The 22027-nt window shown below is 71.6% G+C and carries 22 protein-coding genes and 5 tRNA genes; 19 read left to right on the top strand and 8 right to left on the bottom strand.

Features of this window, described 5'->3' with window-relative positions; all coding sequences use genetic code 11:
- Nucleotides 1–74 precede the first annotated feature (74 nt).
- The 9 genes from ACGFYP_RS27530 to ACGFYP_RS27490 all read left to right on the top strand — a co-directional run bounded on the left by ACGFYP_RS27530 (nt 75) and on the right by ACGFYP_RS27490 (nt 4028).
- A complete protein-coding gene (locus ACGFYP_RS27530) occupies nt 75–860 on the top strand; it encodes a fumarylacetoacetate hydrolase family protein (protein ID WP_361959095.1) in 786 nt (261 codons plus the stop codon).
- Nucleotides 853–2328 (top strand): glutamate--tRNA ligase, encoded by a 1476-nt coding sequence (gltX, locus tag ACGFYP_RS27525; protein WP_393498820.1) that lies wholly within the window; start codon nt 853–855, stop codon nt 2326–2328. Before ACGFYP_RS27530 ends, gltX begins: the two co-directional genes overlap by 8 nt.
- Nucleotides 2329–2412: 84 nt before the next feature.
- The gene (locus tag ACGFYP_RS27520; RefSeq protein ID WP_393498818.1) at nt 2413–2661 is read left to right on the top strand and encodes a hypothetical protein; all 249 of its coding nucleotides are present in this window, start codon (nt 2413–2415) and stop codon (nt 2659–2661) included.
- A gap of 24 nt (nt 2662–2685) precedes the next feature.
- Entirely contained in the window at nt 2686–3408 is a 723-nt protein-coding gene (locus tag ACGFYP_RS27515) for an HAD family hydrolase (protein WP_393498815.1), read from the top strand.
- Between the two features lie 94 nt (nt 3409–3502).
- Nucleotides 3503–3574: transfer RNA gene (locus tag ACGFYP_RS27510), tRNA-Gln, on the top strand.
- Nucleotides 3575–3617: 43 nt separating this feature from the next.
- Nucleotides 3618–3690 (top strand) — tRNA-Glu (locus ACGFYP_RS27505).
- 61 nt (nt 3691–3751) lie between these two features.
- A tRNA-Glu gene (locus ACGFYP_RS27500) sits at nt 3752–3824 on the top strand.
- A gap of 16 nt (nt 3825–3840) precedes the next feature.
- A tRNA-Gln gene (locus ACGFYP_RS27495) sits at nt 3841–3912 on the top strand.
- Between the two features lie 43 nt (nt 3913–3955).
- A tRNA-Glu gene (locus ACGFYP_RS27490) sits at nt 3956–4028 on the top strand.
- A 137-nt stretch (nt 4029–4165) separates the two neighbouring features.
- Here the strand turns inward: ACGFYP_RS27490 and ndgR are convergent.
- On the bottom strand, nt 4166–4882 hold the full coding sequence (ndgR, locus tag ACGFYP_RS27485) for an IclR family transcriptional regulator NdgR (protein WP_015036427.1): 717 nt from the start codon (nt 4880–4882) through the stop codon (nt 4166–4168).
- Nucleotides 4883–5022: 140 nt separating this feature from the next.
- Here ndgR and leuC point away from each other — a divergent pair, with 140 nt between their 5' ends.
- From leuC to ACGFYP_RS27465, 4 genes are all read left to right on the top strand, one after another.
- Nucleotides 5023–6447 carry a 3-isopropylmalate dehydratase large subunit gene (gene leuC, locus ACGFYP_RS27480; protein WP_361959080.1) on the top strand — a complete coding sequence of 475 codons (1425 nt, stop codon included), beginning with the start codon at nt 5023–5025 and terminating at the stop codon, nt 6445–6447.
- A gap of 6 nt (nt 6448–6453) precedes the next feature.
- Nucleotides 6454–7047, top strand: coding sequence for a 3-isopropylmalate dehydratase small subunit (gene leuD / locus ACGFYP_RS27475; protein ID WP_393498810.1), 594 nt, complete (start codon nt 6454–6456; stop codon nt 7045–7047).
- 104 nt (nt 7048–7151) lie between these two features.
- A complete protein-coding gene (locus ACGFYP_RS27470; protein WP_260227783.1) occupies nt 7152–7379 on the top strand; it encodes a hypothetical protein in 228 nt (75 codons plus the stop codon).
- A 143-nt stretch (nt 7380–7522) separates the two neighbouring features.
- Entirely contained in the window at nt 7523–8188 is a 666-nt protein-coding gene (locus tag ACGFYP_RS27465; protein ID WP_393498806.1) for an HU family DNA-binding protein, read from the top strand.
- Between the two features lie 149 nt (nt 8189–8337).
- Here ACGFYP_RS27465 and ACGFYP_RS27460 read toward each other — a convergent pair whose 3' ends face one another.
- Both ACGFYP_RS27460 and cofC read right to left on the bottom strand, forming a co-directional pair.
- Nucleotides 8338–8547, bottom strand: a complete 210-nt coding sequence (locus ACGFYP_RS27460) for a hypothetical protein (protein WP_361959071.1) — start codon at nt 8545–8547, stop codon at nt 8338–8340.
- A 10-nt stretch (nt 8548–8557) separates the two neighbouring features.
- Complete coding sequence (cofC, locus tag ACGFYP_RS27455) at nt 8558–9220, bottom strand: 2-phospho-L-lactate guanylyltransferase (RefSeq protein ID WP_393498802.1); 663 nt, start codon at nt 9218–9220, stop codon at nt 8558–8560.
- A gap of 162 nt (nt 9221–9382) precedes the next feature.
- Between cofC and ACGFYP_RS27450 the strand changes: the two genes are divergently transcribed.
- The 3 genes from ACGFYP_RS27450 (at nt 9383) to ACGFYP_RS27440 (ending at nt 12445) form a co-directional block, all read left to right on the top strand.
- Entirely contained in the window at nt 9383–10135 is a 753-nt protein-coding gene (locus ACGFYP_RS27450) for a lysophospholipid acyltransferase family protein (protein ID WP_361959065.1), read from the top strand.
- On the top strand, nt 10132–11133 hold the full coding sequence (locus tag ACGFYP_RS27445; protein WP_393498798.1) for an NAD(P)H-dependent glycerol-3-phosphate dehydrogenase: 1002 nt from the start codon (nt 10132–10134) through the stop codon (nt 11131–11133). Before ACGFYP_RS27450 ends, ACGFYP_RS27445 begins: the two co-directional genes overlap by 4 nt.
- A gap of 172 nt (nt 11134–11305) precedes the next feature.
- The gene (locus ACGFYP_RS27440) at nt 11306–12445 is read left to right on the top strand and encodes a D-alanine--D-alanine ligase family protein (protein ID WP_393498795.1); all 1140 of its coding nucleotides are present in this window, start codon (nt 11306–11308) and stop codon (nt 12443–12445) included.
- Nucleotides 12446–12454: 9 nt separating this feature from the next.
- Here ACGFYP_RS27440 and ACGFYP_RS27435 read toward each other — a convergent pair whose 3' ends face one another.
- Entirely contained in the window at nt 12455–12952 is a 498-nt protein-coding gene (locus ACGFYP_RS27435; RefSeq protein ID WP_361959056.1) for a DUF3515 domain-containing protein, read from the bottom strand.
- Between the two features lie 20 nt (nt 12953–12972).
- The gene (locus ACGFYP_RS27430; protein ID WP_028802415.1) at nt 12973–13206 is read right to left on the bottom strand and encodes an Lrp/AsnC family transcriptional regulator; all 234 of its coding nucleotides are present in this window, start codon (nt 13204–13206) and stop codon (nt 12973–12975) included.
- Nucleotides 13207–13391: 185 nt separating this feature from the next.
- Between ACGFYP_RS27430 and ACGFYP_RS27425 the strand changes: the two genes are divergently transcribed.
- A complete protein-coding gene (locus ACGFYP_RS27425; RefSeq protein ID WP_137993136.1) occupies nt 13392–14354 on the top strand; it encodes a thiamine-phosphate kinase in 963 nt (320 codons plus the stop codon).
- Entirely contained in the window at nt 14327–15145 is an 819-nt protein-coding gene (gene thiD, locus ACGFYP_RS27420; protein WP_393498892.1) for a bifunctional hydroxymethylpyrimidine kinase/phosphomethylpyrimidine kinase, read from the top strand. The genes ACGFYP_RS27425 and thiD overlap by 28 nt, the downstream gene beginning before the upstream one ends.
- A 128-nt stretch (nt 15146–15273) precedes the next feature.
- Here the strand turns inward: thiD and rpmB are convergent, their stop codons facing one another.
- Nucleotides 15274–15459, bottom strand: a complete 186-nt coding sequence (gene rpmB, locus ACGFYP_RS27415; protein WP_003957616.1) for a 50S ribosomal protein L28 — start codon at nt 15457–15459, stop codon at nt 15274–15276.
- A 239-nt stretch (nt 15460–15698) separates the two neighbouring features.
- Between rpmB and ACGFYP_RS27410 the strand changes: the two genes are divergently transcribed.
- Nucleotides 15699–17279, top strand: a complete 1581-nt coding sequence (locus tag ACGFYP_RS27410; RefSeq protein WP_393498788.1) for a DAK2 domain-containing protein — start codon at nt 15699–15701, stop codon at nt 17277–17279.
- Between the two features lie 64 nt (nt 17280–17343).
- Here the strand turns inward: ACGFYP_RS27410 and ACGFYP_RS27405 are convergent, their stop codons facing one another.
- The gene (locus tag ACGFYP_RS27405) at nt 17344–20181 is read right to left on the bottom strand and encodes a tetratricopeptide repeat protein (protein WP_393498785.1); all 2838 of its coding nucleotides are present in this window, start codon (nt 20179–20181) and stop codon (nt 17344–17346) included.
- Entirely contained in the window at nt 20178–21989 is a 1812-nt protein-coding gene (locus ACGFYP_RS27400) for an HSP90 family protein (RefSeq protein WP_393498782.1), read from the bottom strand. Before ACGFYP_RS27400 ends, ACGFYP_RS27405 begins: the two co-directional genes overlap by 4 nt.
- Nucleotides 21990–22027: the final 38 nt, after the last annotated feature.

Here is a 22027-nt window from a genome sequence, read left to right as displayed (position 1 = left end):
GGGCGGCCGCCCCTTGCCGCGTTAGCCTGGAGCGTCAGACTCCAGCAAGTACCAAGTGAGGGGCGACAGCACTCGTGCGCATCGCCAGATTCTCCATCGACGGCAATGTCGCCTTCGGCGCCGTCGAGGGCGAGGGAACCGTCGAGTCCGGCGGCCTCGTCCTCGACATCATCAAGGGCATCCCGTACACCGACTTCGAGCTGAGCGGCACCAAGGTCCCGGTCAGCAAGGTACGGCTCCTGCCGCCCGTGCTCCCCAACAAGGTCGTGGCCATCGGCCGCAACTACGCGGAGCACGCCGCCGAACTCGGCAACGAGGTCCCGGACGTCCCCGTCGCCTTCTTCAAGCCGACCACGTCCGTGATCGGCCCCGGCGACGCCATCGAGTACCCCTCCTTCTCGAACGAACTGCACCACGAGGCCGAGCTGGCCGTGGTCATCGGCCGCATGTGCCGCGAGGTTCCGCGGGAGCGGGTCAAGGACGTCATCTTCGGCTACACCTGCGCCAACGACGTCACCGCGCGCGACGCGCAGCAGCGCGAGAAGCAGTGGGCCCGGGCCAAGGGCTTCGACACCAGCTGCCCGCTGGGCCCCTGGGTGGAGACGGACCTCGACCCGAGCGACCTCACCATCCAGGCCACGGTCAACGGCGAACAGCGCCAGCTCGGTCGTACGAGCGACATGGTCCGCTCCATCGAGGACCTGGTCGTCCACATCACCGAGGCCATGACGCTGCTCCCGGGTGACGTCATCCTCACCGGCACCCCCGCCGGGGTCGGCCCCCTCAACGTCGGCGACGAGGTCGCCGTCACCATCGAAGGCATCGGCACTCTCACCAACAAGGTGATCAAGCGTGGCTAACGCGAATATCCGCGTCCGTTTCTGTCCCTCGCCGACCGGCAACCCCCACGTGGGTCTGGTCCGCACCGCCCTGTTCAACTGGGCCTTCGCCCGGCACAACCAGGGCACCATGGTCTTCCGCATCGAGGACACCGACGCGGCGCGCGACTCCGAGGAGTCGTACCAGCAGCTCCTCGACTCGATGCGCTGGCTCGGTCTCGACTGGGACGAGGGCCCGGAGATCGGCGGCCCCCACGAGCCGTACCGCCAGTCGCAGCGGATGGACATCTACAAGGACGTCGCCGAGAAGCTGCTCGCCGCCGGTCACGCCTACCACTGCTTCTGCACCGCCGTGGAGCTCGAGGCCCGCCGTGACGCCGCCCGCCTGGCCGGCAAGCCTTCCGGCTACGACGGCACCTGCCGCAACCTGACCGCCGAGCGCATCGAGCGCTACCGCGCCGAGGGCCGCGAGTCGATCGTCCGCTTCAAGATGCCCGACGAGCCGATCACCTTCACCGACCTGGTCCGCGGCGAGCTCACCTTCACCCCGGACAACGTCCCGGACTACGGCATCGTGCGCGCCAACGGCGCCCCGCTGTACACCCTGGTCAACCCGGTCGACGACGCCCTCATGGAGATCACCCACGTCCTGCGCGGCGAGGACCTGCTCTCCTCCACCCCGCGCCAGATCGCGCTCTACAAGGCGCTGATCGAGCTGGGCGTCGCCAAGGAGATCCCCTCCTTCGGCCACCTGCCGTACGTGATGGGCGAGGGCAACAAGAAGCTCTCCAAGCGCGACCCGCAGGCCTCCCTCAACCTCTACCGGGAGCGCGGCTTCCTCCGCGAGGGCCTCCTGAACTACCTCTCCCTTCTGGGCTGGTCGTTCTCGGCGGACGAGGACATCTTCACCATCGAGCAGATGGTCGAGAAGTTCGACATCGCCGACGTCAACGCGAACCCGGCGCGCTTCGACCTGAAGAAGGCCGAGTCGATCAACGCCGACCACATCCGCATGCTGGACGTGAAGGCCTTCGCCGAGGCCTGCGAGCCCTGGCTCCAGGCCCCGCACGCCAACTGGGCCCCGGAGGACTTCGACCGCGCCGCGTGGGAGGCCATCGCCCCGCACGCCCAGACCCGCGTCACGGTCCTCTCGGACATCACGGCCAACGTGGACTTCCTCTTCCTGCCCGAGCCGGTCTTCGACCAGCCCTCGTGGGACAAGGCCATGAAGGGCGAGCCCGCGGCCCTGCTGACCACCGCCCGCGCCAAGCTGGAGACGGCGGACTGGAACGACCCCGAGTCGCTCAAGAACGCCGTCCTGGCCGCGGGCGAGGAGCACGGCCTGAAGCTCGGCAAGGCCCAGGCCCCGGTCCGCGTCGCCGTCACCGGCCGCACGATCGGCCTGCCGCTCTTCGAGTCCCTGGAGATCCTGGGCAAGGAGAAGACCCTGACCCGCATCGACGCGGCCCTGGCGAAGCTGGCCGCGTAACGGCACCCGCACGACGCCGGAGGGGCGACGACCACACCGGTCGTCGCCCCTCCGGCGTCTCCGCCGCGTCTCCGCGCGCACAACGTGGCCTGGACGGCCTGGGACGGCGAGTACGAGGTCCTGCAGGAGTACAAGACGTCGGGATCGGTGTGTATCCAGGAGCACGGCTGCGGCTTCTCGACCCTGCTCGTCGTCACGGGCCCCCACCGGGGAACGATGTGGTTCGACGCCCGGGCGACGTGCGACCTGATCCTGCCGCTGATGCTGGACGGCCGGCACCTGTCGTTCGCCGACCGGATCGGCCGGAGATCGATGGATCTGGTCGACCGGTGACCCCGCGCGAGTAGATTCGGTCCCATGGCCATCCGCGCGATCCTCTGGGACGTCGACGACACCCTCTTCGACTACTCCCGTGCCGACCTGACCGGCATGCGCGACCATCTCGCGGCCGAGGGCCTGGTGGACGGATTCGACTCCGTCGACCAGGCCCTCCGTCGTTGGCAGGAGCTCACCGTCGTCCACTGGCGCCGCTTCGAGGCGGGCGGGGTGGACTTCCAGGACCAGCGGCGCGAGCGCGTACGGGACTTCCTCGTGGCGCCAGGCCTGACCGACGCCGAGGCCGACGCCTGGTTCGCGCGGTACGTCGCGCACTACGAGGCGGCCTGGGAGCTCTTCCCCGACGCCCTCCCCGTGCTCGACCTGCTCGCGGGTGACTACCGTCACGCCGTCCTGTCGAACTCCTCGATCCACAACCAGGACCGCAAACTGCGCGTGCTGGGCGTACGGGACCGCTTCGAGGCCGTCGTCTGCGCGGCGGAACTCGGGGTGGCCAAGCCGGCCGCGGAGGCCTTCCACGCCGCCTGCGACGCCCTCGGCCTGGCCCCGGGTGAGGTGGCGTACGTCGGGGACCAGCCGGACATCGACGCCACCGGGGCGGAAGGGGCGGGGCTCCGTGGCATCTGGCTGGACCGGGCCGACACCGGCGGCCGACCCGAACTGACCCGGATCACCGACCTCCACCAGCTGCCGGGCCTGCTGCGCGGGACAACCCGTTTTGGAGCGCCGGACACCTTCAGGTAATGTTCTTCCTGCGCCGAGGGGAGCAAGCCGAAAGGCAGAAACCCACCGGAGCACAACCCGAACAAGATCCCCTTCGCGGGGGGTCGCGTTTTGGTGGCCTATGGTGTAATTGGCAGCACGACGGTTTCTGGTTCCGTTAGTCTAGGTTCGAGTCCTGGTAGGCCAGCTCGCAGAGCTCATCTGCACCACGCGGATTCCAGATCCGCAAAGCCCCCGTTGTGTAGCGGCCTAGCACGCTGCCCTCTCAAGGCAGTAGCGCCGGTTCGAATCCGGTCGGGGGTACAGATCCTTCCCGCGGGATCACCTGGGTCGCACCCGGTGAACTCGATGCAGGATCGCTAGGGCCCCCGTTGTGTAGCGGCCTAGCACGCCGCCCTCTCAAGGCGGTAGCGCCGGTTCGAATCCGGTCGGGGGTACTGGTCTAAACCACCATGGCCTATGGTGTAATTGGCAACACTACGGTTTCTGGTACCGTCATTCTAGGTTCGAGTCCTGGTAGGCCAGCTCGCAGAGCCCATCTGCATCGTACGCGGATCTCATCCGCAAGGCCCCCGTTGTGTAGCGGCCTAGCACGCCGCCCTCTCAAGGCGGTAGCGCCGGTTCGAATCCGGTCGGGGGTACAAGAACGAGGAAGCCCTTCCCTTCGGGGGAGGGCTTCTTCGCTGTTCCCTGCGCGACCGCCCCTGGACACAACTCCGGCCCACCGCTGCGGCGTTGAAGCGGTGGGCCGGGACGAACAGGGAAGGGAACCGAACGGTCAGCCGGTGCGGCGGAGCGCCTCGGAGAGGCGGGCGGCCGCGTCGATGACCGCCTGGGCGTGCATACGGCCCGGGTGGCGCGTCAGGCGCTCGATCGGACCGGAGACCGACACGGCGGCCACCACGCGGTTCGACGGGCCGCGTACGGGCGCGGAGACGGACGCGACGCCCGGCTCGCGCTCGCCGATCGACTGGGCCCAGCCGCGGCGCCGTACGCCCGAGAGGGCCGTCGCCGTGAAGCGGGCGCCCTGAAGGCCGCGGTGGAGCCGCTCCGGCTCCTCCCAGGCCATCAGGATCTGCGCCGAGGAGCCGGCCTTCATCGTCAGCGTCGAGCCGACCGGGACGGTGTCCCGAAGGCCGGACAGACGCTCGGCGGCCGCGACACAGATGCGCATGTCGCCCTGGCGCCGGTAGAGCTGCGCGCTCTCGCCGGTGACATCGCGCAGATGCGTCAGTACCGGGCCCGCCGTGGCGAGCAGGCGGTCCTCACCGGCCGCGGCGGCGAGCTCCGCGAGGCGCGGTCCGAGGATGAACCGGCCCTGCATGTCACGCGCCACCATCCGGTGGTGTTCCAGTGCCACGGCGAGGCGATGTGCCGTGGGTCGTGCGAGTCCCGTCGCCGCGACCAGACCTGCGAGGGTGGCCGGACCGGACTCCAGGGCGCTCAGGACAAGGGCTGCCTTGTCGAGAACGCCTACGCCGCTAGAGTTGTCCATGCAACGATATTCACGTCTCACTCTGTGAAACGCAAGTTCAATTTTCCTGGGAACTTGCGACCCTGGTGAGGCGGCCGCACAACGGCTTGCGAAACGGGTCTCTAGTTGTGTCGGCGATCACGTCGGCCGGAGGGAAAGCGATGGGTAGGACACTCGCGGAGAAGGTCTGGGACGACCACGTCGTCCGGCGCGCCGAGGGCGAGCCCGACCTCCTCTTCATCGATCTGCACCTGCTGCACGAGGTGACCAGCCCCCAGGCTTTCGACGGCCTGCGCCAGAACGGCCGGCAGGTGCGGCGCCTCGACCTCACCATCGCCACCGAGGACCACAACACCCCGACCATCGACATCGACAAGCCGATCGCCGACCCGGTCTCCCGCGCACAGTTGGAGACCCTGCGTAAGAACTGTGCCGAGTTCGGCGTACGTCTGCACCCGCTGGGCGACGTCGAGCAGGGCGTCGTCCACGTCGTGGGACCGCAGCTGGGCCTGACCCAGCCCGGCACGACCGTGGTCTGCGGCGACTCCCACACCTCCACGCACGGCGCCTTCGGCGCGCTGGCGTTCGGCATCGGCACCAGCCAGGTCGAGCACGTGCTGGCGACCCAGACGCTGCCGCTGGCCCGCCCCAAGACGATGGCGATCACCGTCGACGGCGAGCTGCCCGAGGACGTCACCGCCAAGGACCTGATCCTGGCGATCATCGCCAAGATCGGCACCGGCGGCGGCCAGGGCTACATCCTGGAGTACCGCGGCTCCGCCATCGAGAAGCTCTCGATGGAGGCCCGGATGACCATCTGCAACATGTCGATCGAGGCCGGCGCCCGCGCGGGCATGATCGCCCCCGACGAGACCACCTTCGCGTACCTGAAGGGCCGCGCCCACGCCCCCGAGGGCGAGGACTGGGACGCCGCCGTCGCGTACTGGACCACCCTGAAGTCCGACGAGGACGCGGTCTTCGACGCCGAGGTCGTCATCGACGCCGCCTCCCTGGCGCCGTTCGTCACCTGGGGTACCAACCCCGGCCAGGGCGCGCCGCTTTCGGCGAACGTCCCCGACCCGGCTTCGTACGAAGACGCTTCGGAGCGCCTGGCAGCCGAAAAGGCCCTGGAGTACATGGGGTTGACCGCCGGACAGCCGCTGCGCGACATCAAGGTCGACACCGTCTTCGTAGGCTCCTGCACCAACGGCCGCATCGAGGACCTGCGCAACGCCGCCGCCCTCCTGGAGGGCCGCAAGGTCGCCGACGGTGTGCGGATGCTGGTCGTTCCCGGCTCGGTCCGGGTCGCCCTGCAGGCCGTCGAGGAGGGCCTGGACAAGGTCTTCAAGGAGTCCGGCGCCGAATGGCGGCACGCGGGCTGCTCGATGTGTCTGGGCATGAACCCCGACCAACTGGCGCCCGGTGAGCGCTCCGCGTCCACCTCCAACCGCAACTTCGAGGGCCGGCAGGGCAAGGGCGGCCGCACCCACCTGGTCTCCCCCCAGGTCGCCGCCGCCACCGCCGTACTGGGCCATCTGGCCTCCCCGGCCGATCTGTCCGACGTCGCTACGCACGCGGGGGTCTGAGGAACCATGGAAGCTTTCACCACGCACACCGGCCGGGCCGTTCCGCTGCGCCGCAGCAACGTCGACACCGACCAGATCATCCCCGCGCACTGGCTGAAGAAGGTCACCCGCGACGGCTTCGAGGACGGACTCTTCGAGGCCTGGCGCAAGGACTCCGAGTTCGTGCTCAACCGCCCCGAGCGGCAGGGTGCCTCGGTCCTGGTCGCCGGTCCCGACTTCGGTACGGGCTCCTCCCGGGAACACGCCGTCTGGGCGCTCCAGAACTACGGCTTCAAGACCGTCATCTCCTCCCGGTTCGCCGACATCTTCCGCGGCAACTCGCTGAAGAACGGTCTGCTGACCGTCGTCCTCGACCAGAAGGTCGTCGACGCCCTCTGGGAGCTGACGGAGGCCGACCCGACGGCCGAAATCACTGTTGACTTGGAGCAGCGGAAGGTACTCGCCGCCGGGATCGACGCCGACTTCGAGCTCGACGAGAACGCCCGCTGGCGGCTCCTGAACGGTCTGGACGACATCAGCCTCACCCTTCAGAACGAAGGCGACATCGCGACCTACGAGGCGGCCAGGCCGGCCTTCAAACCCCGTACAATTACGGTCTGAGCAGCGCTTTTCCACGACTGCGCCCCCCACCCTCCGGTGGGGGGCGCAGTCGCTTGTTGAGACCCCGTCGGGCGACAACTCGCCCTAGATGGCACAATCGGTGCATGGAACGCGACAGCCAACTCGAGCTCTACGAGGCAGTCGCCGCCCGATTGAAGGAAGCGCACACAAGGGTGCGCGAACTGCAAGTCCCGGAGGGCGTAAGGATGGCGCTGTCCCGGAAGCTGCTGGTCGTCACGGCAGCGGCGAAGCACGATCTCGCGGACGCGGCAACGCGTCTGGACCGGTTGATGAAGGACCTCGACGAGGGCCGATTCCCTGAAGACGACTGACACCAGGAACTCCGCAACGGCACTTCCGCGTTGCGGCACTAGGGTGATTAGCCCGTTTCGTGTTTGATTTGCGGTATATACATGCCTAACGTGCGAAAAAGCTTGAACACTTTCGTTCTGGCAATGTCTCCGAAGGGGAAGACGTGAACAAGGCGCAGCTCGTAGAAGCGATTGCCGACAAGGTCGGCGGCCGTCAGCAGGCCGCGGACGCCGTCGACGCGGTTCTGGACGCGATCGTTCGTGCCGTGGTCGGCGGGGACCGGGTTTCGGTCACCGGCTTCGGCTCGTTCGAGAAGGTCGACCGCCCCGCCCGGTACGCCCGCAACCCGCAGACCGGTGAGCGCGTCCGGGTCAAGAAGACCTCGGTGCCGCGCTTCCGCGCGGGTCAGGGCTTCAAGGACCTGGTCAGCGGCTCGAAGAAGCTCCCGAAGGGCGGCGAGGTCGCCGTCAAGAAGGCGCCCAAGGGCAGCCTCACGGGCGGCGCCTCCGCGACCGTGAGGAAGGCCGCGGCCAAGAAGGCCACCACCGCGAAGAAGGCCGCCGCGAAGAAGGCGACTCCCGCGAAGAAGACCGCGGTCAAGAAGACCACGGCCGCGAAGAAGACCACGGTCAAGAAGACCACCGCCGCAGCCAAGAAGACCACGGCGGCGGCCAAGAAGGCGTCCCCGGCGAAGAAGACGACGGCCGCGGCCAAGAAGACCGTCGCCAAGAAGACCGCGCCGGCGAAGAAGGCCACCGCGAAGAAGGCGCCCGCCAAGAAGACGACGGCGCGCAAGACCACCGCCAAGAAGGCCGCCGCGAAGAAGTAGGAGTAAGCGGCACAAGGGCCAAGGGCCACTCACGCGCCGGGCCGGGCTCCCCTCGGGGAGGCCGGCCCGCGGCGCGTCCGCACCCTGTTCGGCGCCCGGTCGGCCCAGTTGGCCCAGTCGGCCCGAAAGAATTCGGTCAGTTCATCGGTTCAGAGGGTCTGCAGCGTCACCAGCGTGATCCGCAGCCCCGCGCCCCCGGCGCCCGGCTCCGTCTCGATCCGCACCCGCTGCCCCGGACGCAGCAGCCGCAGCCCGCCCGCGTCGAAGGCCTCGGCCCCGAACTCCACCGGGGTGCCGTCGTCGAGCAGCACACTGCCGCTGCGGGTCTCGGAGTCGTACGTGTACGCGGTCGCCTGCATGGTCCGCAGCCTATCCGGCCGCACGGTCACCGGCGGTGCCGTCCCAGTGGGCGGCCGTGCGCGGCCCGACCCCCAGCGCCAGCGCCGCCGCCAGATCCTCGCCGGTGTCCACGTCCCTGCGTACCGAATCCACCCCGGCCAGTCGTATTTCCACCGCGCCCGACGACAAATGCCGACAGCGTGAAGCACCCCCGAAAGCAGGTGCCAATTCCACCCCTGGTCCCGCCGAGAGGAATGTCGTACCTATTTCGGCGGCATCCGTGAGAAATGTCCGCGGAAATTCTCCGGCGGCCTCCAGGACCCGCGCCAGCTCGGCGGGGCGCAGCGCGGGAAGGTCCGCGTTGAGCGCCGCCACGCGCGCGTGCGGCCGGGCGTCCCGTACCGTCCGCGCCCCGTGCGCGAGCGCCGCGTTGAGCCCGGCCGCCGGGGAGTCGGGCACGATCCGCGCCCCGAGCGCCGCGAGCGCCGCCGCGGCCGCCGGATCGTCCGTGACGACCACCACATCCCGCACCCGTCCGCACTCCAGCGCCGCGGCCACCGTGTCCTGCGCGAACGCCAGCGCGAGGCGCGGGCGCAGCAGCGCCCCGGCGGCCGCGGCGAGCCTGCTCTTCGCCCGCGCAAGGGGCTTCAGAGGGACGACCAGGGACCAGCCTTCGTCCGGATCGGTGTTCATCGCGGCCCATTGTGACCCGACGGGACGCCCCCGCGTCCGGCGGAACGAAAGGCCCGGCGCCCGACGGGGCCGCCCGGCCGGGGCGTACCGTGTCCTCGACAGACCAGGAGCATGGGGCGACACTTGACCCCCTGCACGCCAGTCCCAGAGGAAGGTGCACGAGTGTCCCGCCGCAGAATCGGCTTCTGGTACCGCTTGGCGGCGGTCATCGCCAAACCCCCACTGGTGGTTCTGTTCAAGCGGGACTGGCGCGGAACGGAACACATTCCGGCCGACGGCGGATTCATCACCGCCGTCAATCACAACTCGTATCTGGACCCGCTGTCCTACGCGCATTTCCAGTACAACACCGGACGTGTCCCGCGCTTTCTCGCCAAGGCCGGCCTCTTCAAGGGCTCGTTCGTCGGCACCATGCTCCGCGGCACCGGCCAGATTCCCGTCTACCGCGAGACGACCAACGCCCTGGACGCCTTCCGGGCCGCCGTCGAGGCCATCGAGCGCGGCGAGTGCGTCGCCTTCTACCCCGAGGGCACCCTCACCCGCGACCCCGACATGTGGCCCATGGCCGGCAAGACCGGTGCCGCCCGCGTCGCGCTGCTCACCAAGGTCCCGGTCATCCCGGTCGCCCAGTGGGGCGCCAACCTCGCGATGCCGCCGTACGCCAAGGAGAACAAGCTCAGCCTGTTCCCCCGCAAGACGCTGATCGTGCAGGCGGGTCCGCCCGTCGACCTCTCGCGCTTCTACGACAAGGAACCCACGCCCGACGTGCTGCGCGAGGCGACCGAGGTCATCATGGCCTCGATCACCGCGCTCCTGGAGGACGTCCGCGGCGAGCAGGCGCCGGCCGAGCCGTACGACCACCGCAAGGCCCGGCTGGAACAGCGGCGCAAGGCCGCCGGGGAGGGCGCGAAGTGACCAAGGCAGCCGTATTCGGAACCGGATCCTGGGGCACCGCCTTCGGCATGGTGCTCGCCGACGCGGGCTGCGACGTGACCCTCTGGGGCCGCCGCGCCGAACTCGTCGAGGCCGTCAACACCACCCGTACCAACCCTGACTACCTCCCGGGGATCGAACTCCCCGCCAACGTCCGGGCCACGACGGACCCCGCGGAGGCCGCCCACGACGCCGACTTCACCGTCCTCGTCGTGCCCTCGCAGACCCTGCGCGCCAACCTCGCCGAGTGGGCCCCCAAACTGGCCCCCGGCACCGTCCTCGTCTCCCTCATGAAGGGCGTCGAACTCGGCACCGCCGAGCGGATGAGCGAGGTCATCATGGAGGTCGCCGACGTGCCCGCGGAGCGCGTCGCCGTCCTCACCGGCCCCAACCTGGCCAAGGAGATCGCCGCCAGGCAGCCCGCCGGCGCCGTCGTCGCCTGCGCCGACGAATCGGTCGCCCAGCGGCTCCAGACCGCCTGCATGACCCCCTACTTCCGCCCGTACACCAGCACCGACGTCGTCGGCTGCGAACTCGGCGGCGCGGTCAAGAACGTCATCGGGCTCGCCGTCGGCATCGCCAACGGCATGGGGCTCGGCGACAACTCCAAGGCCACGCTCATCACCCGCGGCCTCGCCGAGACCACCCGGCTCGGCCTCGCGATGGGCGCCGACCCGCTGACGTTCTCCGGCCTCGCCGGCCTCGGCGACCTGGTGGCCACCTGCTCCTCGCCGCTCTCCCGGAACAACACCTTCGGCACCAACCTGGGCCGCGGGATGACCCTGGAGGAGACCATCGCGGCGACCAAGCAGACCGCGGAGGGCGTCAAGTCCTGCGAGTCCGTGCTCGATCTGGCCCGCCGCCACGGTGTCGACATGCCGATCACCGAGACGGTCGTCTCGATCGTCCACGAGGGCAAGCCGCCGATCGTCGCCCTCAAGGAACTGATGTCGCGCAGCGCCAAGTCCGAGCGCCGCTGAGCCTGCTCCTGAGCCCGCTCCCGAGTCCGTTCCCGAGCCTGCCCCGAGTCCGTTCCTGAGCCTGCCCCGAGCCCGCTCCCGGGCCCGCCGCCGAACCGCGCGCCACGCCGGACGCGCGCGGCGGGCCGGGGCTCTTAAGCGCATCGAACACGCAAGGTACGCTCAACGCGTTATGAGCGAGAACACCCAGAGCCCCCGCAAGCCGCGCGTGGCCGTCGTCTTCGGCGGACGCAGCTCCGAGCACGCCATCTCCGTCGTCACGGCCGGCGCCGTCCTGCGCGCCATCGACCGGACCAAGTACGACGTGCTGCCCATCGGCATCACCACGGACGGGCGCTGGGCGCTGACCGCCGACGCCCCCGAGCGGATGGCCATCGCCGACCGCGCGCTGCCGAACGTCTCCGACCTCGCCGAGTCCGAGCAGGGCGGCGTCGTCCTCTCCGTCGACCCGGCCAACCGCGAGGTCGTCTACGCCGAGCCCGGCTCCGTGCCCAAGGCCCTCGGCGAGGTCGACGTCGTCTTCCCCATGCTGCACGGCCCGTACGGCGAGGACGGCACCCTCCAGGGCCTCCTGGAGCTCTCCGGCGTCCCCTACGTCGGCGCGGGCGTCCTCGCCTCCGCCGTCGGCCAGGACAAGGAGTACATGAAGCGGGTGTTCACCTCCTTCGGGCTGCCCGTCGGCCCGTACGAGGTCATCCGGCCGCGCGAGTGGCAGCAGAACCCGGCGGCCGCACGCAAGAAGATCGTCGAGTTCGCCGCCGAGCACGGCTGGCCGCTCTTCGTGAAGCCGGCCCGCGGCGGTTCCTCCATGGGCATCACCAAGGTCGACGACCTCTCCGGCCTGGACGAGGCCATCGAGGAGGCGAGGCGCCACGACCCCAAGATCCTCGTGGAGTCGCTGCTGCGCGGCCGCGAGATCGAGTGCGGCGTCCTGGAGTTCGAGGACGGCCCGCGCGCCAGCGTGCCGGCCGAGATCCCGCCCGTCACCGACCACGACTTCTACGACTTCGAGGCCAAGTACATCGACTCGGCCTCCGGGATCGTCCCCGCGCCGATCGGCGACGAGGCCACCGCCGAGATCCAGCGCCTCGCGGTCGCCGCGTACGAGGCCGTCTCCTGCGAGGGTCTGGTCCGCGCCGACTTCTTCCTCACGGAGGACGGCGAGTTCGTGATCAACGAGATCAACACCATGCCGGGCTTCACCCCGATCTCGATGTACCCGCGCATGTGGCAGGAGAGCGGCGTCAGCTACCCGGAGCTGGTCGACCGGCTGATCCAGGCCGCGCTGACCCGCTCCACGGGCCTGCGCTGAGGAACGCTCCTACGCGCACTCGGGATCGAGTGCGCACGGAACGGCCTTCTGCACGGGGGCGGCGAGATCGACGAGCGGACCGGCGTCATGGACGTACCGCTCGGCCAGGCTCACCTCGACGTACGTCTCGCGGTACACCGAGGTGAACCGGGGTCCGTCGCCCTCCGGCCGTTCCAGCATCCAGCGCACGCCGCCCACCGACACCCCCTGCGACTGCGGATCGCTCATCTTTTCGGGCCGGGGGACTCCGCAGCGCAGTACGATCGCCCCATCCCCCCACCCGGCGGTCAGGTCGGAGCCCGGCTCCGGATCGTTCCGATCCAGCCCCGCCACGGTGTCGGGAAGCTCCTTCGCCAGAGCCTGGCAGAGGGCGGCTTCCCCGGCCGGCGGGCTGGGAACCGGGACCGAAGCCTTCGCGTCCGTGGAGGAACAGCCCGCGGTGGTCAGCAGCACCAGGACGGATGCGACGGCGGCGGGCAGGCCGAAGGGCCGGTGGGAAGACTTCACCGGCCAAGGGTAGACGGGGGCTACAGATGCACGACCGGGCAGGTGAGGGTCCGCGTGATGCCGTCCACTTGCTGGACCTTGGCGACCACCATGCGGCCCAGTTCGTCGACCGTGTCGGCCTGGGCGCGGACGATGACGTCGTACGGGCCTGTCACGTCTTCCGCCTGGATCACTCCCGGGATCTTGGAGATGGTCTCGGCGACGGTCGACGCCTTGCCCACCTCGGTCTGGATGAGGATGTACGCCTGTACCACGGAACCTCCAGGGCGGCCACGAGGATCTTGTGGGAGAAAGGGACGCCACGGTACCGCGTCGCCGCGGGCCGCGGGGAGACCTGCGCGCCCCGAGGCGTCCACAGTGTGGCGTAGGCAAGACAACAGTTGACGGTCACTCGACGGTCCAATCGACGTTACCGCACGACAACACGAGGTGAGACGCGGTGAAGGGCACAGTAGGAGAGCTGGGCGAGTTCGGGCTCATCAGGGAGCTCACCTCCCGGCTCACCTCCACCCCGGCGGTACGGATCGGACCCGGCGACGACGCCGCGGTCGTCTCCGCGCCCGACCGGCGCGTGGTGGCCAGTACGGACATCCTTCTCGAGGGACGTCACTTCCGCCGCGACTGGTCGACGGCGTACGACGTCGGCCGCAAGGCGGCCGCGCAGAACCTCGCCGACATCGCCGCCATGGGCGCCGTCCCCACCGCGCTCCTCCTAGGTCTGGTCGTCCCGGCCGAGCTCCCGGTCACCTGGCCGACCGAGCTCATGGACGGCCTGCGGGACGAGTGTCAGGTCGCGGGCGCGGCCGTCGTCGGCGGCGACGTCGTGCGCGGCGACACCATCACCGTCGCCATCACCGCCCTCGGCGACCTGCGCAACCACGACCCGGTGACCCGGGGCGGCGCCCAGCCGGGCGACGTCGTCGCGTACACCGGCTGGCTGGGCTGGTCCGCCGCCGGCTACGCGGTGCTCTCCCGCGGCTTCCGCTCCCCGCGCGCCTTCGTCGAGGCCCACCGCCGGCCGGAGCCGCCGTACCACGCGGGCCCCGCGGCCGCCGGGCTCGGCGCGACCGCCATGTGCGACGTCAGCGACGGACTCATCGCGGACCTCGGGCACATCGCGGAGGCCAGCAAGGTCCGGATCGACCTGCGCTCGGGGCTCATCGACATCCCGACCCAGATGAACGACATCGGCCAGGCGGTCGGCGTGGACCCGCTGCAGTGGGTGCTCACCGGGGGAGAGGACCACGCCATCGTCGCCACCTTCCCGCCGGACGTGAAGCTCCCGGCCCGCTGGAAGGTCATCGGCGAGGTCCTCAACCCCTCCGCGCTGCCGCAGGTGACCGTGGACGGGGCGCCCTGGCACACCAAGGGCGGCTGGGACCACTTCGGGGGCCACGAGTGACCCCGCCGCTGCCGCTCGTCCTGACCGTCGCCGGATCCGACTCCGGCGGCGGCGCGGGCATCCAGGCCGACCTGAAGACGATGCTCGCCCTCGGCGTCCACGGCATGAGCGTGATCACCGCCGTGACCGCGCAGAACTCGCAGGGTGTCCGGGGCGCCTGGGAACTCCCCGAGGAGGCGGTACGCGCCCAGTACCGCGCCGTCGTCGACGACATGGGCGTCCAGGCCGTGAAGACCGGCATGCTGGCGTCGGCCGCGCTGGTGGAGACGGTGGCGGAGCTGTTGGCCGGGACGGACGCGCCCGTGGTCGTGGACCCGGTCGGGGTCTCCAAGCACGGCGACCCGCTGCTCGCGGCCTCCGCGCTGGACTCCGTACGGACGAAGCTGCTGCCGGTCGCCACGGTGGCCACACCGAACCTGGACGAAGTGGCGCAGCTCACGGGCGTACGGGTCGGCTCGGAGGCGGATCTGCGGGAGGCGGCCGCGGCGATCCTGTCGTACGGGCCGCGCTGGGCGCTCATCAAGGGCGGCCATCTCGAAGGCGAGGCGGTCGATCTGCTCACCGACGGCACCGAGGAGCTGTGGCTGCGCGCGCCGCGCCTCGACAACCGGCACACGCACGGGACGGGCTGCACGCTCGCCTCGGCGGTGGCCTCGGGCCTCGCGAAGGGTCTTGCCGTGCCGGAGGCGGTGCGGGAGGCGAAGGAGTACGTGACGGGGGCCATCGCGGCCGGGTTCGCGCTCGGCGCGGGGATCGGCCCTGTGGACCACGGCTGGCGGCTGCGCGCCTAGGGCCTGGAGGGTTGCGCCTCCGGGCATGGCCGCCGACATGTTTCCGGGCATGGCGAAGGGCCGGTTCACCGAGGTGAACCGGCCCTTCAAGGCAACCGCAGGGGCTGCGCTACGACGAAACGTCGGCGTTAGCGCGAGACCTTGCCGGCCTTGATGCACGAGGTGCAGACGTTGAGCCGCTTCGGCGTCCGACCGACCACGGCACGCACACGCTGGATGTTCGGGTTCCAGCGACGAGACGTACGGCGGTGCGAGTGCGAAATGTTGTTGCCGAAGCCCGGCCCCTTGCCGCAGACGTCGCAGTTGGCAGCCACGGGTCACTCCAAAGACTTCAGATTTACAGTGAAATCCGGCGCACCGGAATCAGAGTTCTGAAGTGGCTTGCCGGGGGAATGGCCCGACTCTCGCCGGGCAACCGAAGCAGCATACAACGGCTGCTCCCGTGGAACGAAACTACCACGATCGCCGCCGCCCCCGCCCCGGCTCCAGGTCACGAGCGGGTCTACCCTGCGGTGAGCCCACCGCAGACGCCGCCCAGCAGGAGGACCACCCGTTGCCGCAAGCCCCGCAGACCCTCGACGCCGCAGCGGTCCGGTCCTGGTGCGCACGGGCGCTGGAGGCGCTCGGCCGGGAGCGGGAGGAGATCGACGCGATCAACGTCTATCCGATCGCCGACGGGGACACCGGCACCAACCTGTACCTGACCGTCGAGTCCGCCGCCCAGGCGGTCGAGGCGGTCTTCGCGGCGGACGACCCCGACGCGGCGGACGCCGTGCGCGCCATGGCCCACGGCGCCCTGATCGGGGCCCGGGGCAACTCCGGAACCATCCTCTCGCAGCTGCTGCGCGGCATGGCGTCCGTGCTCGCCGACGGGCGTGACGGGGATCACCTGGCCCGATCGCTCGCGGCGGCGGCCCGCGCGGCCCGGGAGGCGGTGGCGCACCCGGTCGAAGGAACGATCCTGAGCGTCGCGAGCGCGGCGGCCGGCGCCTGCGAGGGCGGCGGACACCTGGTGGCGGTGGCCAGAGGGGCGTACGAGGGGGCCAGGACGGCCCTGGAGGCGACCCCCGGGCAACTGGCCGTCCTGGAGCGCGCCGGGGTCGTGGACGCGGGCGGACGGGGCCTGGTGGCCGTCCTCGGCGCGCTGGTGGAGGCCGTGTCGGGCGAGGCGCAGGTACGGCCGTCCGTCGTGTCCGTACCCGTGGTCCCGTTCGACGACTGCGCCCCCGAGGGCGGACCGGCCTTCGAGGTGATCTACCTCCTGGAGGCGGAGGACGCCTCCGTGGAGCGGCTGCGCGCCCGCCTGGACGCCCTCGGCGACTCTCTGGTCGTCGTCGGCGGTGACGGGCTGTGGAACGTGCACGTCCATGTCGACGACGCGGGCGCGGCGGTCGAGGCGGGCGTGGAGGCGGGCCGCCCGCACCGGATCCGCATCACGCACTTCGCGGGCGTCCACGAGGTACGGGAGCGGCTCCAGCGGGCCGTCGTGGCGGTCGTACCGGGGGAGGGGCTCGCGGGCCTCTGCGCGGAGGCCGGCGCGACGACCGTCCTCGCCAGGCCGGGGGAGCCGCCGGCCAGCGGGGAGCTCGTCGACGCGATCCGGCGGGCCCACGCGCGCGAGGTCGTGCTGCTGCCCAACGACACCGACCTGCGGCACACGGCGGGCGCGGCCGCCGAGCAGGCCCGTACGGAGGGCATCCGGGTCGCCCTGATCCCGACCCGGGCCGCGGTCCAGGGCATCGCGGCGCTCGCGGTCCACGAGCCGGACCGGCGCTTCGACGAGGACGTGGTGGCGATGACGGCGGCGGCGGGGGCGACCCGGTACGCCGAACTGGCTGTCGCCGAACGCCAGTCCTTCACCTCGGCGGGCGTCTGCCAGGCCGGGGACGTCCTCGGCCTGATCGAGGGCGACGTCGCGGTCATCGGCCAGGACCTGACGGAGACGGCCCGCACGGTCCTGGACCGGATGCTCTCGGCGGGCGGCGAACTGGTCACCGTGATCGTCTCGGACGAGACCCCACCGACCTTGGCCACCGCCCTGGAACGCCACGTCCGCGAGACGTACCTCGCGGTCGACACGACGACGTACCACGCGGGGCGGGGCGCACCGGCGCTGCTGATCGGCGTGGAGTAGCGGGGTGAGGGGTGGGAGTCCAGTCCCGGGAGTCCCGTCCCGGGAATCCCACCCACCCCACCTGTCACGAAGTGACCCGCTCCAGCACGGCCTCCGCCTCGGCCCGGCGCTCCGCCGCCGCTTCCCCTTCCGGGGAGGGGCCGTACTCCGCGAGCACCCCGCGGGCCAACTCGGCCGCCGCCGGCCCGTCCTCGAGCCGGACATGGAGCCATGCCGCCAGCAGCTCCGCCGCCGTGCGGCGGTCGCGGAACTCCGGACCCGCCGAGGCGAACTCCGCCGCGGCCCGCGTCGCGTACGACAGCGCGACCCCCAGGCCTTCGGCGTCCGCGTCACCGTCCCCGAGCAGCTCCGCCGCCTGGACGTACGTGTCCCCCCGGGCCACCACGTCGGCGCCGCACGCCTCCGCCGCCGCGTCCATGAGGGCGCGCCCGCCGTCGGCGGGGCCGGCGATCCAGGCCCGGACGCGCAGGGTCCTGACGTACGCGGGGGTGTCGCCCACCTCGCGCCACAGCTCGCCCGCCCGCTCGTAGGCCGCCGCGGCCTCCGGCCGCAGCTCCGCCTGGAGGAGGGCCTGCCCGGCCAGGTTCGCGAGCATCGCGTGGTCGCGCTGCTCCGGCCACTCCTTCGCCAGCTCCGCCGCCCGCAGCCACTGCTCCGCCGCCGAGCGGGGCTCGTTCAGCGTCATCAGGCACTCGCCGAGCCACCACAGCGTCTGGACGACCATGCCGTCGCCGTGCTCGTCCACGGACAGGTCGGGCAGCACGGACTCCAGGATCGCCGCGGCCTCCTCGACCCGGGACTCCCGCAGCAGCCAACCGCCCAGCTGGTGCCGGGCGTACGCGCCGATGCCCCGGCTCTCGCCCGCCTCGTCGGCCCAGTGCGCCGCCTCCAGGGCGTGGTCGGCCGCCTCGCCGAACCGGTCCGCCGCGCCGAGGACTTCGGCGAGCTGGAGCCGGAGCCGGGTCTGCCCGGCCGGACCGGCGTGCTGCACACCGTGGTCGAGGGCCGCCCGCGCCGCGCGCTCGGCGGTCTCCAGATCGCCGGTGTGCAGGGCGATCCGGGAGAGCCGGGCCTCGGGCTCGACGGCGTACCAGGGCAGCCCGGCCCGGTGGTACAGCTCCGCGGCGTGCGCGTACTGCCGCGCCGCCCCCTCGGCGTCCCCCGCGTGCGCGGCCAGGTCACCCCGTACGGACTCCGCCTCGGCGGCCCGGTCGGCGACCAGCGGATCGCCCGCGTGCGCGGAGGTGAACGCGACCAGCGCGTCGATGCCGTCCGAGAGCGCTTCGGCAGCCGCGGGGCCCGGATCCTCGCCGTCCGCCCCGTCCTGTTCGTGCAACCGCAGCAGTCCCACCCGTACCCGGGACAGCAGCGCCCCCGCCACCTGGCGGGGCGTCGCCGCGCCCTCGGCGTGGAGGGCGCGTACACGGGTGATCGCCTCCTCCACGGCCGCCGTCGCCTCCGGGAGCCGGTCGTCCATGGCGAGCGCGAACGCGGCCCTGGCGCGGGCGGCCTGGGCCTCGCCGGGGGCGTCCGCCGCCTCGTAGCCCTCGGCCGCGCGGAGGAACAGCCGGACCGACTCCGCGGGGCCCTCGTCCATCGCGATGGCCCGGTGGTCGTCCAGTTCGGCCCTGCCGAGCGTGTCCAGTCCGACGTCCGCCGAGGCCACGGCCTCCCACGCGGTGCGCGCCGCCGGGTTCCGCTCCGCCGAAAGACGCCGGGCCTCCGCCAGCAGGTCGCGCGGCTCCACCGTGGGCTCCGGCGCACGCACCGGAACCGTCACCGGTCCCGCCGCCCGTACCCCCAGCGGCAGCCGGTCCAGGAGCGGCGCCGCGTCCATCCGGGCCCGCGCCCGCTCGCTCACCCGCCCCGTGCCGTTGCGCTCGTCGAAGCGCCGCGCGATCGCCAGCGCCTCCACGCGCGCGTGGGCACCCAGTTCGGCGGCCGTCCACGAGGCGTCCGCCGCCTTTGCAGGACCCGGCACCGACTGCCCGCCGAGGCCGAGCGCGACCAACCGGTCCATGAGCAGCGCCGTCACGGACAGGAAGTCCAGCAGGCTGTCCGGGTCGCCGCCGTCGGTGAGGTACGCGGGCCGCTCCGCCAGGATCTCCAGGCCCCGCGCCTCGTTCCCGGTCAGCGCGCAGAACTCGATGTGGTCGGCCACCGCACCGCGCATGCTCTCCATCGCCCGCACCAGGCGGTAGCCGCGCAGATGGTTGACCCGGGCCTCGTCGGCCCGGCCGAGCCGCACCAGCGGCAGCAGCGAGGAGGCCAGCACCGCGTGCGGCTCGTGCGCGCACGTGTGCTCGCCCGACAGCACCGGCTCCCAGGTCAGCAGGGCCTGCGCGTCGTCGCCGAGCTCCGCCGACCATCCGCCCTGCCCGTGCAGCTCGCACGCGTGGCAGTCGGCCATCCGGTCCCGGTCGGCCGCCAGCCACGCCGCGTACGCGCGCTCCGCCCGACCCAGGTCGCCGATGTGCCGCGCCACCCGGAACTCGCCCTGCCGCACCGCCCGTTCGGAGTGGCCCGCGAGGCGGTAGCGGTGCTCCATCTCGCCGAGCCACTTCTCGATCGAGGCCAGCGGGATGTGCGGCTGGTCGAGCATGCCGCTGGAGACCCACTTGAAGACCCAGTGCAGGGTGTGCGTCTCGTACGCGTCGAAGTCCCCGGGGTTGTCGTCCCACATCCGCAGCAGCCGCGAGAAGGGCACGAACATCTTCGCCTTCTCGGAGCTGTAGTTGTACGCCTGGAGCTGGTGGCCGAGCGCCTCGATGACGGCCAGCGGCTCGCCGAGCTGCTCGGCCTCCACGAGGAGCCGCTCGGCGCGCGCGTTGCGCGCCGGCCCCTCCGGCTGCTGCGAGTTCTCCCGCAGGGCCTCGCGCAGCGCTTCGAAGGTCAGGGTCATGCCTCGTTCTCCCCGTGGTGCGTGGCCCAGGTGAGCAGTCCACCGAAGGCCCGGTTGAGCAGCGCCGAGTCGGCAGGCCGCAGCGGCCGCTGCGCCATCAGCAGCGCCTGCCCGTACAGGGCCTCGACGGCCGTCCCCGCCAACTCCCGGTCGTCGAGCGAACCGATCCGGCGGATCAGCGGATTCAGGTGGTTCAGGACGAGCCGCGCCCTCGGCGCGCTGCCGCGCAGCGAGCCGAGGATCCCGGCCCACAGGTCGTCCGCCGCCTCCTCGGCCTCGGCCCGGGCCTGTTCGTGACGGGCCGCCCGGTCGTCCAGGTGCAGCGCGGGCACGGTCAGCGGGTGGAAGGAGCGCAGCGACACGTCGCAGCCCAGCGGATCCAGCGTGGCACGCGCCACCGACAGGAACGCCGAGAGGGCCAGTTCCTGCGCCGGGTCGACCGAGTCGAGATGGGCGGTGACGGTGTCGGCGTCCAACTCGGCGACAGCCGTGCCCGGACGGACCTCGGGGAGGCGTTCGACCAGCTCCGTGTCGTAGGTGTAGCCGCCGTTGACCACACCGATGCCCTGCGCGGTCGCGATCGCGGCGACCTGCCGGTACTCCTCGACGGTACGGGTGTAGTGCACGACCGGGTGGCGGCGGGCGAACTCCTCGAGCGACAGCCGGCCGTCCGTCGTCTCGAACGGCAGCCACGGCAGCATCGTCCGCAGCATCTCGGCGTCGTGCCGTGCCAGCGACTTCACCCCGAGGTGGTGGACGGCGAGGAACTCCTCCAGGCGCTCGGGGGCGCCGGCGGCAAGCCCGCCGAGCCAGTCCCGTACGGCCACGCCCAGCGCGTCCCGTACGCCGGCCAGCGTCTCGTCCTCGTACAGCGACTCGCGCGAGGCGGTCGGCCGCAGGCTGTCCGTGTCGAGGACGCAGCGCACGAAGAACGCCCAGTCGGGCAGCAGCCCGTCCGCCCGCTCCGTGAGCAGCATGCCCTTCAGGTGCACCCGGTGCCCGGCGCGCTGGGCCGGGCTGACGGCCGAAGGCAGCACGTACGCCACGCCCCGGATGCCGGCCAGCGGCAGGTCCAGGTCGATCGAGTCGAGCGGGGTGAAGCCGAAGGTCTCCCGGCAGTGACCGGCCAGCGCGACCCGACGGGCGGCGGGGCTCGGGTACGCCCGGTCCCAGGGCGCCGGGAGGTCGGTGACCGGCTGGTCCCCGACCCGTACTTCGTACGGGAGGAGGGAGCCGTACGCACGGGCGAGTGCGAGCACCCGCTCCTCGGTCAGCCACTCCCCGGAGCCGGGGCGCGCGGTGAGATGCACGGTGGTGCCCGGCTCGGGACGCGCGCTGTCCGGGAGCGTACGGACGGTGTACGAACCGTCGTCGCGGGCCGTCCACTCGACCGGCGGTTCGGCGGGCGTCCGGGCGCTGCGGCTGACCACCCGGATCTCGGCGGCGACGACGAAACAGGCGAGCAGGCCGATGCCGAACTGGCCGAGGAACTCGGCCCGCGCGCTCGCGATCCCGGCGGCGTCCGCCCGCTTCGAACTGCGGCCGATCGTGGCCAGCAGGCTGTGCACGTCCCGCTCGGTCAGACCGATGCCGCTGTCCTCGACGCGCAGGACGGCGCCGTCCGCGTACAACTGGACCCGTGCCGGGGCGTCCGGCTGCTCGGCGCGGCGCGCGGTGATCGCGTCCACGCCGTTCTGCAGCAGTTCGCGCAGGTAGACCCGCGGGCTCGAGTAGAGGTGGTGGGAGAGGAGATCCACGAGCCCGCGCAGATCGACCTGGAAGGTGTGCGGTGTCTGATCAGCAGTCATCGTCGCTGCGCCGGTGGGGGGACGAGCGACGGCGCGGG

It is taken from the genome of Streptomyces sp. NPDC048370 (assembly GCF_043200825.1).
Lineage (GTDB): Bacteria > Actinomycetota > Actinomycetes > Streptomycetales > Streptomycetaceae > Streptomyces.
Note: the sequence above shows the minus strand (reverse complement) of the source record. Positions and strands in the feature narration are given on the sequence as shown.

Bases quoted from the DNA above. Each gene is read 5' to 3' on its own strand.
- ACGFYP_RS27515 (WP_393498815.1), top strand. From the start codon at position 2,686: ATGGCCATCCGCGCGATCCTCTGGGACGTCGACGACACCCTCTTCGAC.
- ndgR (WP_015036427.1), bottom strand. From the start codon at position 4,882: ATGGACAACTCTAGCGGCGTAGGCGTTCTCGACAAGGCAGCCCTTGTC.
- leuC (WP_361959080.1), top strand. From the start codon at position 5,023: ATGGGTAGGACACTCGCGGAGAAGGTCTGGGACGACCACGTCGTCCGG.
- leuD (WP_393498810.1), top strand. From the start codon at position 6,454: ATGGAAGCTTTCACCACGCACACCGGCCGGGCCGTTCCGCTGCGCCGC.
- ACGFYP_RS27470 (WP_260227783.1), top strand. From the start codon at position 7,152: ATGGAACGCGACAGCCAACTCGAGCTCTACGAGGCAGTCGCCGCCCGA.
- ACGFYP_RS27460 (WP_361959071.1), bottom strand. From the start codon at position 8,547: ATGCAGGCGACCGCGTACACGTACGACTCCGAGACCCGCAGCGGCAGT.
- cofC (WP_393498802.1), bottom strand. From the start codon at position 9,220: ATGAACACCGATCCGGACGAAGGCTGGTCCCTGGTCGTCCCTCTGAAG.
- ACGFYP_RS27440 (WP_393498795.1), top strand. From the start codon at position 11,306: ATGAGCGAGAACACCCAGAGCCCCCGCAAGCCGCGCGTGGCCGTCGTC.
- ACGFYP_RS27405 (WP_393498785.1), bottom strand. From the start codon at position 20,181: ATGACCCTGACCTTCGAAGCGCTGCGCGAGGCCCTGCGGGAGAACTCG.
- ACGFYP_RS27400 (WP_393498782.1), bottom strand. From the start codon at position 21,989: ATGACTGCTGATCAGACACCGCACACCTTCCAGGTCGATCTGCGCGGG.